The sequence below is a fragment of the Acidocella sp. KAb 2-4 genome (assembly GCF_020567705.1).
In the GTDB taxonomy this organism is placed as follows: domain Bacteria; phylum Pseudomonadota; class Alphaproteobacteria; order Acetobacterales; family Acetobacteraceae; genus Acidocella.
This window is the reverse complement of sequence record NZ_JAJDJU010000020.1, coordinates 39853-50147: the sequence shown is the minus strand read 5'-3', so window position 1 is coordinate 50147 and position 10295 is coordinate 39853. Positions and strand designations below refer to the sequence as shown.

General features: G+C 68.0%; 13 protein-coding genes and 1 tRNA gene. 8 read left to right on the top strand and 6 right to left on the bottom strand.

Features of this window, described 5'->3' with window-relative positions:
- Positions 1-10: 10 nt before the first annotated feature.
- A complete protein-coding gene (locus LI953_RS12300; protein WP_370635802.1) occupies positions 11-1018 on the top strand; it encodes a glycosyltransferase family 4 protein in 1008 nt (335 codons plus the stop codon).
- A gap of 41 nt (positions 1019-1059) precedes the next feature.
- On the opposite strand, the gene LI953_RS12295 is transcribed toward LI953_RS12300, so the two are convergent.
- Genes LI953_RS12295 through LI953_RS12285 form a run of 3 tightly spaced genes read right to left on the bottom strand, consistent with a single transcriptional unit; the run spans position 1060 to position 2863 of the window.
- Positions 1060-2184 (bottom strand): 5-(carboxyamino)imidazole ribonucleotide synthase, encoded by a 1125-nt coding sequence (locus tag LI953_RS12295; RefSeq protein WP_227076379.1) that lies wholly within the window; start codon positions 2182-2184, stop codon positions 1060-1062.
- Complete coding sequence (gene purE, locus LI953_RS12290; protein WP_370635801.1) at positions 2181-2663, bottom strand: 5-(carboxyamino)imidazole ribonucleotide mutase; 483 nt, start codon at positions 2661-2663, stop codon at positions 2181-2183. The genes LI953_RS12295 and purE overlap by 4 nt, the downstream gene beginning before the upstream one ends.
- The gene (locus LI953_RS12285; protein ID WP_227076378.1) at positions 2660-2863 is read right to left on the bottom strand and encodes a YdcH family protein; all 204 of its coding nucleotides are present in this window, start codon (positions 2861-2863) and stop codon (positions 2660-2662) included. The genes purE and LI953_RS12285 overlap by 4 nt, the downstream gene beginning before the upstream one ends.
- A 178-nt stretch (positions 2864-3041) precedes the next feature.
- Between LI953_RS12285 and LI953_RS12280 the strand changes: the two genes are divergently transcribed.
- The gene (locus LI953_RS12280) at positions 3042-3209 is read left to right on the top strand and encodes a YdcH family protein (protein ID WP_227076377.1); all 168 of its coding nucleotides are present in this window, start codon (positions 3042-3044) and stop codon (positions 3207-3209) included.
- A 60-nt stretch (positions 3210-3269) separates the two neighbouring features.
- Here LI953_RS12280 and LI953_RS12275 read toward each other — a convergent pair whose 3' ends face one another.
- Positions 3270-3851 carry a DUF1013 domain-containing protein gene (locus LI953_RS12275; protein WP_227076376.1) on the bottom strand — a complete coding sequence of 194 codons (582 nt, stop codon included), beginning with the start codon at positions 3849-3851 and terminating at the stop codon, positions 3270-3272.
- Positions 3852-3981: 130 nt separating this feature from the next.
- Between LI953_RS12275 and LI953_RS12270 the strand changes: the two genes are divergently transcribed.
- From LI953_RS12270 to LI953_RS12260, 3 genes are read left to right on the top strand one after another with little or no spacing between them, the layout of a single operon-like run.
- Positions 3982-4179 (top strand): DUF1192 domain-containing protein, encoded by a 198-nt coding sequence (locus LI953_RS12270; protein ID WP_227076375.1) that lies wholly within the window; start codon positions 3982-3984, stop codon positions 4177-4179.
- On the top strand, positions 4179-4691 hold the full coding sequence (locus tag LI953_RS12265) for a Smr/MutS family protein (protein WP_227076374.1): 513 nt from the start codon (positions 4179-4181) through the stop codon (positions 4689-4691). Before LI953_RS12270 ends, LI953_RS12265 begins: the two co-directional genes overlap by 1 nt.
- Positions 4688-5101, top strand: a complete 414-nt coding sequence (locus LI953_RS12260; RefSeq protein WP_227076373.1) for a helix-turn-helix domain-containing protein — start codon at positions 4688-4690, stop codon at positions 5099-5101. Before LI953_RS12265 ends, LI953_RS12260 begins: the two co-directional genes overlap by 4 nt.
- Here the strand turns inward: LI953_RS12260 and LI953_RS12255 are convergent.
- Positions 5046-5588 carry a nucleoside triphosphate pyrophosphatase gene (locus tag LI953_RS12255; protein WP_255643171.1) on the bottom strand — a complete coding sequence of 181 codons (543 nt, stop codon included), beginning with the start codon at positions 5586-5588 and terminating at the stop codon, positions 5046-5048. The genes LI953_RS12260 and LI953_RS12255 overlap by 56 nt on opposite strands.
- A 283-nt stretch (positions 5589-5871) precedes the next feature.
- On the opposite strand from LI953_RS12255, the gene LI953_RS12250 reads away from it, so the two are divergent.
- The 3 genes from LI953_RS12250 to LI953_RS12240 all read left to right on the top strand — a co-directional run bounded on the left by LI953_RS12250 (position 5872) and on the right by LI953_RS12240 (position 9339).
- Positions 5872-7278 carry an APC family permease gene (locus LI953_RS12250; protein ID WP_227076371.1) on the top strand — a complete coding sequence of 469 codons (1407 nt, stop codon included), beginning with the start codon at positions 5872-5874 and terminating at the stop codon, positions 7276-7278.
- A gap of 89 nt (positions 7279-7367) precedes the next feature.
- A tRNA-Met gene (locus tag LI953_RS12245) sits at positions 7368-7442 on the top strand.
- 349 nt (positions 7443-7791) lie between these two features.
- Complete coding sequence (locus LI953_RS12240) at positions 7792-9339, top strand: acetolactate synthase large subunit (protein WP_227076370.1); 1548 nt, start codon at positions 7792-7794, stop codon at positions 9337-9339.
- On the opposite strand, the gene LI953_RS12235 is transcribed toward LI953_RS12240, so the two are convergent.
- Entirely contained in the window at positions 9333-10259 is a 927-nt protein-coding gene (locus LI953_RS12235) for a LysR family transcriptional regulator (RefSeq protein ID WP_227076369.1), read from the bottom strand. The genes LI953_RS12240 and LI953_RS12235 overlap by 7 nt on opposite strands.
- Between the last annotated feature and the right edge of the window lie 36 nt (positions 10260-10295).

The window sequence follows — 10295 nt, the reverse complement described above, 5'->3', positions numbered from 1 at the left end:
GCCCACGCGCATTCTCATCATCTCCGACGCCTGGACCCCGCAGGTGAACGGCGTGGTGCGCACGCTGCGCACGGTGGCCGAGGAGCTGCGCGCCCTGGGCAAGGTGGTCGAGGTGGTGGGGCCGGACCGCTTTTGCACCGTGCCCATGCCAAGCTACCCGGAAATCCGTCTGGCGGTGCGGCCGGGCAAGACACTGGCGCAGATCATCGATGAATTCCGGCCCGAGGCGCTGCACATCGCCACCGAGGGGCCGCTCGGTCTCGCCGCCCGCGCCTATGCCAAGCGCCGCAAGATCGCCTTCACCACCGCCTTCCACACCCGCTTCGCCGAATATCTGAAGGCGCGTACCGGCATCCCCGAATGCATCACCTATGCTTGGCTGCGGCGCTTCCACGGCGCCGGGGCGGCGGTGATGGTCGCCACCCAGTCGCTGCGCGAGGAGCTGGCGGCGCGCGGCTTCACGCATCTGCGCCCGTGGTCGCGCGGGGTCGATCTCACCGCCTTCAGCCCGGTGCCGAAGGAGGAGTGGAACCTGCCGCGCCCGATCTTCCTCTATGTCGGCCGGGTGGCGGTGGAGAAAAACCTGCGCGCCTTCCTGGCGCTCGACCTGCCCGGCTCCAAGCTAGTGGTGGGCGACGGCCCGCAGCGGCGCGAACTCGAAGCCGAATTCCCCAACGCGCATTTCGTCGGCGCGCGGCACGGGGCGGAGCTGGCGCGGGCCTATGCCGGGGCGGATGTGTTCGTGTTCCCCTCGCGCACCGACACCTTCGGCCTGGTGGTGCTGGAGGCCCTGGCCTCCGGCCTGCCGGTGGCGGCCTATCCGGTGACGGGGCCGAAGGATATTCTGGCCGAGGCGGAACAGCCGGTGGGCGCGCTCGACGAAGATCTGCGCGCCGCCTGTCTCAAGGCGCTTGAGATCGACCGCACCCATTGCCGCCCCTTCGCCGAGACCTATTCCTGGCGCGCCTGCGCCGAGCGGTTTCTGGAAAATCTGGTGCCCGTGGGCGGACAGGCTTAAACATTGTTGCCGCCGCCTTTGCAAAAAACGGCGGCAAACTTTTAGTCTTCCAGCCTCAGCGCATCCTCGATGCCAAACGCGCCGGGCAGGCCGCCCTTGGGGAAGAGCCGGTTGAAATGCCCCATCTTGCGCCCCGGCCGGGCCTCGGCCTTGCCGTAATGATGCGGGATCAGCCCCGGCGTGGCCAGGATGCGCGGCCATAGCGCCATGTCCTCCGGCCCGATCAGGTTCTTCATCACCGCGTCGGAATGCCGGGTCGCCGGCGGCAGGGGCAGCCCGGCCACGGCGCGGATATGCATCTCGAACTGGCCGCAGGGGCAGGCATCCATCGTCCAATGCCCGGAATTATGCGGGCGCGGGGCGATCTCGTTCACCAGCAGCCGGCCATCGGCGGTCACGAACATCTCGACGCCCAGCAGGCCGACCAGTTCCAGCGCCTCGGCCACGCGCCGGGCGATGTCCTGCGCCTCGGCGAGCAAATAGGCGGGCAGCGGGGCCGGGGCCAAGGTAAGGTCGAGGATATGGTGCTTGTGGCGATTCTCCACCGCGTCATAGCTCACCACCGTGCCATCCACGCCACGCGCCACCATCACCGAGACTTCCGCCGCGAAAGTGACGAACCCCTCCAGCACCAGTGGCTTCGGGGCCAAGCGCGCGAAGGCCGGGGCCAGATCCTCCGCCGCGCGCAGCAGCGCCTGACCCTTGCCGTCATAGCCGAGCCGCGTGGTTTTCAGCACCGCGGGCAGGCCGAGTTGCGCCGCCGCCGCGTCCAGCCCGGCCTCGTCATGCACCGGCGCATAAGGGGCGGTGGGGATGCCCGCCTCGTTGAGGAAGGCTTTTTCCAGCAGCCGGTCCTGCGAGATGGCGAGGATGCGCGCTCCCGGCCGCACCGGCTTCAGGCTCTCCAGCAGGGCCAGGGAGTCGGCGGGCAGGTTCTCGAACTCGAAGGTGATGACATCCACCGCGCCGGCGAAACGGCGCAGCGCCGTGAGGTCGGCATAATCCGCCACCGTGCTGGCCGCGCTCACCTGCGCGGCGGGGCCGTCCGCCTCGGGGGAGAACACATGCACGCGGTAGCCCAGCCGCGCCGCCGCCATGGCCGACATGCGCCCGAGCTGCCCGCCGCCGATAATGCCGATCACCGCCCCCGGCGCCAGCGCGCTCATTCCACGGTCTCCGGCACGCTCTCGGTCTGCTCGGCGCGCAGCGCGGCCACGCGGGCGCGCAGCGCGGGGTCGGCCAGGGCGAGGATGCTCGCCGCCAGCAGCCCGGCATTGATCGCGCCGGGCTTGCCGATGGCGAGCGTGCCCACTGGCACGCCGCCGGGCATCTGCACGATGGAGAGCAGCGCGTCCTGCCCCTGCATCACGGTGGCGGCCACCGGCACGCCCAGCACCGGCAGGCTGGTCATCGCCGCGGCCATGCCCGGCAGATGCGCCGCGCCGCCCGCCCCGGCGATGATGATCTTCAGCCCCCGCGCCTCGGCGCCGCCGGCATAGTCATAGAGCCGCTTCGGCGTGCGGTGGGCTGACACCACCTTGGCCTCATACGGCACCCCCAGACGCTCCAGCATCTCGGCGGCATGCTGCATCACGGGCCAGTCCGAACGGCTGCCCATGATGATCCCGACCTGCGGCGCGCTCACGCCGTCCAGTCCGGAATCAGGCGGCTCTCCAGCCGCGAGATCTCATCCTTCAGCCCGAGCTTACGCTTCTTCAGCCGCTGCACCTGGAGCTGGTCGAGCGGCCCCAGATCGGTGATGCGGGCGATCACGGTGTCGAGATCCCGGTGTTCGCTGCGCAGCGCGTGCAGGCGGCGCAGCAGGTTGTCTTTGTCAGTCAGCATGGCCGAGCAATAATAGCATTTGCGCCGCACTGAAACCGTAATTTTCGCGCGCCGCGCCCGGAATTCGTGACGATTTTTCACGTGACAATTCCGTGGCGGCGGGGCTAGCCTGCAAAGTCCGGGCGGCTGCCCAGACGGGGGCAGCCCGGATACCGACGTTCATCGCCAAGGAGGCACTATGAACCTGCAATCGCGTCTCGATTCCCTGAAGGGGCGGCACGCCGACCTGGAGACCAAGATCATGGCGGAAGACCGCCGCCCCAGTCCGGACAGCGCCGCGCTCTCCCGCATGAAAATGGAGAAGCTGCGATTGAAAGAAGAGATGGAGCGGTTGAAGACCGGCTGAGACGCCGGACACGAAAAAGGGGGCCGGATGGCCCCCTTGCTTATTTAAGGACAGTTCACCTCAGGACAGCTCGGCGTCCTCGGAGGAAACCGCCGGCTCCGGCACGGTCTGCCCCTCGCGGGCCAGACGCTCATTGGCGGCGGCTACCGCGTCGTTCAGGTCGGACTGCTTGCACAGGCCCAGGATCACCGGGTCGCGCGGCTTGATGTTGGCGGCGTTCCAGTGCGAGCGGTCGCGGATTTTCTGGATGGTGTCCTTGGTGGTGCCGAGCAGCTTGATGATCTGCGCGTCGGTAAGCTGGGGGAAGTTGCGCAGCAGGAAGGCGATGGCGTCCGGCCGGTCGTTGCGCTTGGCCACCGGGGTATAGCGCCCGCCCTTGGGCTTCTTCTGCTGCATTTCCGCCGTCGCCAGCAGCTTCAGCCGCAGCGCCGGGTTGGCCTCGCAGCGCGCGATATCCGCCGCCGTCACCTGCTTGTTCGCCACCGGGTCGTAGCCATTGATGCCCTGGGCCACCTCGCCATCGGCGATGGCCTGGACCTCCAGCGGGTGCATCCCGCAGAAATCGGCGATCTGCTCGAAGGTCAGCGCGGTCTTGTCAATCAACCAGACTGCGGTAGCTTTGGGCATCAGGGGCAGGGGCATGGGTCGTGTTACCTTATTACCGTCGCAGGCGCATTGGCCTGGAACGCAGATAGTTTCGCGCGAGGGCCACGCAAGTTAAAAACTAGCGCGGGGTATGGAACCCGCGCTACCCTTCGGTCAAGATCGAACTATGACATTTCCTGAAGAAGACCTGCCTAAACCGCCGAAAAAGCTGCTCTCTCCGCCGGCGCTCGACCCGCTGGGGGTGGAGGAGCTGACCGCCTATATCGCAGAGCTGGAGGCCGAAATCAGCCGCGTGCGCGCGGCCATCGCCGCCAAACAGGCGCACGCCGCCGCGGCCGCCGCCTTCTTCAAGCCGCGGGATTGATGGCTGGCCGCAAGGGACTCTCGGAGGAGGATCTGCGCCTGTGGGCCGCGTATGGGCGCACGCTCACCCGGCTGATGCCCGGGCGCACCCGTCTGCCGCTGGCGCCCGAGCCGCCAGCCGACCCGCCGCCCAGCCCGGCCCCGGCAGCGCCGCCGCTGCCCCGGCTGGCGCAGCCGCCGCCGCATCTGGGCCTCAACGCCGCCCCTGGCGGGCTCGACAAATCCACCTGGAAGCAGTTCCGCACCGGGCGCATCCGGGCCGAGGCGCGGCTGGACCTGCACGGCCACACCGCCGCGCGCGCGCATCACGAGGTGCTGCATTTCCTGGAGCGCGCGCACGCGGCGCAGCTGCGCTGTGTCGAGATCATCACCGGCAAGGGCGAGATTTTGGCACGCGAGCTGCCGCACTGGCTCAACGCGCCGGGCCTGCGCCCGCGCATCCTGGCGCTTACGCATCCGCACGCGGCCAATACCGGCTCGGTGCGCATCCTGCTGCGCCGGGTGCGGGCATGACCCCGTTTGGCGAGAAACTGCGCGCCCTGCGCCAGGCCCGCGGCGTCACCCAGCGCGAGATGGCGGCGGCGCTGGAAATCTCGCCGCCTTACCTCTCGGCGCTGGAGCATGGCCGGCGCGGCGCCCCCTCGGCCGGACTGATCCACCAGATCTGCCAATATTTCGACCTGATCTGGGATGACGCCGACGAGCTGGTGGCGCTGGCCAAGCTCTCCCGCCCCCGGCTGAAGCTGCATGCGGGCGGGCTCTCGGCGGCGCAAACGGCGCTGGCCAACCGGCTGGCGCGCGAGCTGCGCCATCTCGACGAGCCGACCGTGCGCCAGATCCAGGCGCTGCTCGACCAGACCCGCCCCGCTACCCCGCCAGCACGCCCGCGCCGCGCAAAAACCCGAGCAAAGGCAGCAGGCTGAGCCCGAGAATGGTGAAATAATCGCCCTCGACGCGGGTGAAGAGCTGCGCGCCCAGCCCCTCCAGCCGGTAGGCGCCGACACAGCCCAGCACCGTCTCGCCCTCGGCGGCCAGATAGCGGGCGATAAACGCCTCGCTCAATTCGCGCATGGTGAGCGTCGCCCGCTCGGTATGCGTCCACAAAACCTCGCCGTCGCGCGCCACGCAGGCGGATGTGATGAGCTGGTGCGCCCGCCCCGAGAGGCGGCGCAGATGCAGCGCGGCCTCGGCCAGGTCGGCCGGTTTGTCGAACACCGCGCCCTCGCACACTAGGAGCTGGTCGGCCCCCAGCACCAGCGCGCCGGGCTGCGCCGCCGCCACCGCCTGCGCCTTGGCCGCCGCCAGGGTTTGCGCCAGCGCCTCGGGCGGGCCGGTGAAACCGCGTTTCAGCGCCGCCTCGTCCACGCCGGAGGGGATCGCGGCGAAGGCCAGCCCCGCCCGGCGCAGCATGGCCTGCCGCGCGGCGGAGGTGCTGGCCAGGATCAGCCGGCCCGGCGCCGAGAAACTTTCTTTACTCTCAGTCAAATTTGCCTCCCCGCTGAACAGCCAGCGTAAATTATCGCCAATCCGCGCCCAAAACCCGGCCTGGGCCGGCCCCGCCGTGCTTATTTCCCCGCCGCGCCAAGCACGCAAGACGCCGCTGCCCGTGCAAGCGGCAATCCAGGCACGCGGCTTGCTTCATTTGCGGCACCGGCCGCGCCGTTTGCGGCCCAACGCATGGAGACAGACAATTATGGTAGCCACCACCGATGTCGCCGCGCATACCGCGCCACAATTAAAACGCGGCGCGCTCAGCCGGCTGGAGACGCTCGGCCAGTCGATCGCCAATATCGCGCCGACCATGACCCCGGCGCTTAATATCACCGTCGTCGCCGGGCTGGCCGGCATCAGCTCCTGGGTCTCCTATCTGCTCGCCACCATTGGCTGCGTGTTTGTCGGCGCCTCCATTTCCAGCCTGGCCAAGCGCCACCCGGAGGCAGGGTCTTATTTCGTCTATATCGGCCGCAATTTCGGCCCGGTCGCGGGGGCGCTGGCGGGCTGGGCGATGGTGCTCGCCTATATCGCCACCGCCGTGGCGGTGCTGATCAGCGAGCCGCTGTTCATCAACAACGTGCTCGGCGTGTTCGGCGTCACCCTGCCTTATGCGGCGCAAGTGTTCCTGGCCTTTGCGCTGCTGGCGCTGGTGGTGCTCGCCGGTTACCGTGACATCCAGTTCTCCTCGCGCATGGGGCTGGTGCTGGAGGCCGTGTCCATCGGCATCATCGTGCTCATCACCGCGCTGGTGGTCGGCAAGCATGGCACGGTGATCGACCCGGTGCAGCTCAATTTCAGCAAGATCTCCTTCGGCGGCGTCGCCTCGGCCATGGCCTTCGCGGTGTTCAGCTGGGTCGGGTTCGAGAGTTCGGCCACGCTGGCCAAGGAATCCGCCAATCCGCAGAAGAACATCCCGTATGCGGTGGTGGGCTCGGCCGCCATTGTCGGCATTTTCTTCACCATCATGTCTTATCTGATGGTGATGGGGATGGACGACAACGCCGCCGCCATTGGCGGCTCCGCCTCGCCCTTTGCCGACATGACCAACAAGGCTGGGCTGCCCTGGGCCGCGGGGGTGGTGTATTTCGCCGCCATCATCAGCGCCTTCGCCTGCGCGCTGGCCTGCCTCAACGCCAGCTCGCGCATGTTGTTCTCCATGGGGCGCTACCAATTTCTGCACGGCTCGATGGGGCTGGTGCATAAGCGGCACAAAACCCCGCATATGGCGGTTTACGCCTCGGGCGTGATCGCGGGGCTGGCCATGCTGGCGCTGCTGCCCGAGGGCTTCCTCAACGGCTTCGGCCTTGCCGGCACCATCGCCACTTATGGCTTCGTGGTGGTGTATTTTGGCGTCTGCCTGGCCGCGCCGCTCGACCTCTACCGCGCCGGGGCGCTTAAGCCCACGCATGCGCTCTACGGGCTGATCGGCACGCTGATGATGGGCTTTGTCATCTATTCCAGCGTCTTCCCCTATCCGGCCGCGCCGTTCAACGTGCTGCCGCCGGTCTTCGCGGCCTATCTCGCGGTGGGGCTGGTCTGGTTCCTGGTGCTCAAGGTCAAATCCCCGCAGGTGCTGCGCAGCATCGCCACCGACATGGAGGGCTGAGCCGCAAAAAAGGCCCCGGATGCCATGCCGGGGCCTTTTTCATCGCATTGACTTCCGCGCGCCTTCGCGGTACCGGGCTGGCCAGCGCTGGCGGCGTAGCTCAGTGGTAGAGCAGGGGAATCATAATCCCTTGGTCGGAGGTTCAAATCCTTCCGCCGCTACCAGGTTATTCCTGGACAACGCAAAATTCTCAACGCGATTTCAATGGGTATATCTTGCCTCCGGAGCGCGGGCTGGCGCTTTGTGCGCTGATACGCGCCCCAATACGGCCGGTGCGGCGGGCCATGTTAAACCCGAGCTACGCATTCAGCACCGCCACCAGCCCCAGCACCGGGAAATGCATGGCAAGCTCGGTCACGATCTTGTCCTTGTATCCACCAAACCGTGAGCCACTCATGTCTTGGCGGCAATGTGTCGTTATAAAGCGCGCGTCGCGCGGGCTGGGCATGGGGCTTGCCGGGGCTGGCGCGGGGCGCGTAGCATCCTCGCATATCCGGTGCGCAGGAGGAAACGATGAACGGGGCGCAAACGCTGGTCGCCACCCTGGCGGACCATGAGGTTGAGATCTGCTTCGCCAATCCGGGCACCTCGGAGATGCATTTTCTGGCGGCGCTCGATGGCGGGCGCCTGCGCAGCGTGCTCTGCTTGTTCGAGGGTGTAGCCACCGGCGCCGCCGATGGCTGGTACCGGATGCACGACAAGCCCGCCGCCACGCTTCTGCATCTGGGGCCGGGGCTCGCCAACGGCCTTGCCAATATCCATAACGCGCGGCGGGCTAGTTCGGGCATGGTGAATGTCGTCGGCGAGCACGCGCTGGCGCATCTGAAATACGACCCGCCGCTGACCTCGGATATCGAGGGGCTGGCGCGCCCGCTCAGCCATTGGGTGCGGCGGGTGGACTCGGCCGAGAACATCGCCTGGGACGCCGCCGCCGCGGTGGCGCAGGCGAATGCGCATCCAGGGCGGATCGCCACGCTGATCCTGCCGGGCGATTCCTCCTGGCGCGAGGTGGGCGAGACCGCCGTGCCGCAACGGGCGTTGCCCGCGCCCCAGGCGCCCGATCCGGCGCGGGTGGAGGCGGTGGCGAAGGTGCTGCGCGGCGGCGAGAGCGTGATGCTGGTGCTGGGCAATAAGGCGACGCGCGGGCGGGCGCTGGAGCTGGCCGGGCGCATCGCCGCCGGAACCGGCTGCCGCCTGGCCTCGCAATTCTTCACCGCGCGCATCGAGCGCGGCGCCGGGCGCACGCCGCTGGAGCGCATCCCCTATGCGGTGGCGCAGGCGACGGCGTTTCTCAAGGATGTCCGCCATCTGGTCACGCTGGAGACGCGCGAGCCGGTGGCGTTTTTCAGCTATCCCGGCAAGCCGAGCCTGTTGAAGCCGGAGGGCACGCTGGTGCATCCGCTGGTGGAGGCCGAGGAGGACAGCGCGCTGGGGCTGGAGATGCTGGCCGAGGCGCTGGGCCTGCGCGCCACCCCGCCGCAGCGGCAGGAGCGGGTGGAGACCCCCGCGCCGAGCGGGGCGCTGAACCCGGTGAGCATCGCCCATGCCCTGGCGGCGGCGATGCCGGAGGAGTGTATCCTGGTCGATGAATCCCTCACCACCGGGCGCGAGACGATGGGCCACACCATGGGGGCGCGGCCGCATGATCTGATCAATAATATGGGCGGCTCCATCGGCTACGCCACGCCGGTGGCCACGGGCGCGGCGCTGGCCTGCCCGGCGCGGCGGGTGTTCTGCATCGTGGGCGATGGCAGCGCGATGTACACCATCCAGTCGCTCTGGACCCAGGCGCGCGAGGGGCTGAATGTCACCACCATCATCTTCGCCAACAACCAATATGCGATCCTGAAGGCGGAATACGCGAATATCGGCGCAGGCACGCCAGGGGCGCAGGCCATGGCGATGATCGATATCGACCGTCCCACCATCGACTGGGTGGCGATGGCGCGGAGCATGGGCGTGCCAGGGGTGCGCGTGGATCGCGCGGAGGATTTTCATGCCGCGATGGTGGCCTCGGCGCGCGAGCCGGGGCCACGGCTGATCGAGGTGAAGCTCTACTGAGTGGGCGGTGCGCCGCCGAACAGCTTGGCGGCGAGCGCGAGCAGCCGCTCGCGCAGCCAGCGGTGCGATGGGTCTTCGGTATTGCGCTGGGGCCAGATCATGATTTCGGTGATCGTGATCGGCGGGAAGGGCGGCTCCAGCAGGCGGACATTGAAATGCTGGGTGAAGCCGAGGCCCAGCCGCTCGGGCACCAGGCTGACCAGCCGGGTGCCGGGGAGCAGGAAAAACCCGAGCATGAAGCCGGTGGTGGCCTCGGTGTTCCGCACGATGCCCAGCCGGTCGAGTTCCATTTCTGCCACCGAGGGGAACAGCCCCGGCTGCGTGGCCAGATAGGGCAGGGATTCGAATTGGTCGAGCGTGAGGCGCTCGCCGATCTCGGGATGATGGGCGTCCGCCGCGCAGACATAGCGATCGGAAAACAGCTCTTGATTCGGGAAATCGATGTGGCGGGGGAAGGCCTCGCGCGCGGTGATCAGCAGATCCACCTGGTTCTGGCGCAGATGGTCGATAAAATCGCCGCTGATCGGGCGGATCTGCAGCTTGACGTTGGGGGCCTCGCGCGAGAGCGCGCCCAGCAGGGGCCGCAGAAACACGAAGGTCAGATAGTCGCTGGCGAAGATCGAGAAGGTCCGGTGGTCGGTGGCCGGGTCGAAGCCGCTGCGGCGGGTGAGCGTGGCGCTCACCAGGGCGAGCGCCTCGCGGATCGGCCCAACCAGGCTTTCGGCCACCGGGGTTGGGACCAGATGCCGCCCCTGGCGGATCAGGATGGGATCGTTGAACAGGTTCCGCAGCCGCGCCAGCGTGGCGCTCATGGCTGATTGGCCCACGAAAAGCCGCTCGGCCGCGCGGGTGACGCTGCGCTCCTCGAGCAGCACGTCGAACGCGACCAACAGGTTCAGGTCTATACGGCGAAGGTCCACGGCGCGGCGTCCATCGATCTCATTGATGCCAGTTTA

Excerpts from the sequence above, each read along its gene's own strand:
- LI953_RS12295 (WP_227076379.1), bottom strand. The coding sequence starts at position 2,184 with ATGAGCGCGCTGGCGCCGGGGGCGGTGATCGGCATTATCGGCGGCGGG.
- LI953_RS12285 (WP_227076378.1), bottom strand. The coding sequence starts at position 2,863 with ATGCTGACTGACAAAGACAACCTGCTGCGCCGCCTGCACGCGCTGCGC.
- LI953_RS12280 (WP_227076377.1), top strand. The coding sequence starts at position 3,042 with ATGAACCTGCAATCGCGTCTCGATTCCCTGAAGGGGCGGCACGCCGAC.
- LI953_RS12275 (WP_227076376.1), bottom strand. The coding sequence starts at position 3,851 with ATGCCCCTGCCCCTGATGCCCAAAGCTACCGCAGTCTGGTTGATTGAC.
- LI953_RS12270 (WP_227076375.1), top strand. The coding sequence starts at position 3,982 with ATGACATTTCCTGAAGAAGACCTGCCTAAACCGCCGAAAAAGCTGCTC.
- LI953_RS12265 (WP_227076374.1), top strand. The coding sequence starts at position 4,179 with ATGGCTGGCCGCAAGGGACTCTCGGAGGAGGATCTGCGCCTGTGGGCC.
- LI953_RS12260 (WP_227076373.1), top strand. The coding sequence starts at position 4,688 with ATGACCCCGTTTGGCGAGAAACTGCGCGCCCTGCGCCAGGCCCGCGGC.
- LI953_RS12255 (WP_255643171.1), bottom strand. The coding sequence starts at position 5,588 with ATGCTGCGCCGGGCGGGGCTGGCCTTCGCCGCGATCCCCTCCGGCGTG.
- LI953_RS12250 (WP_227076371.1), top strand. The coding sequence starts at position 5,872 with ATGGTAGCCACCACCGATGTCGCCGCGCATACCGCGCCACAATTAAAA.
- LI953_RS12240 (WP_227076370.1), top strand. The coding sequence starts at position 7,792 with ATGAACGGGGCGCAAACGCTGGTCGCCACCCTGGCGGACCATGAGGTT.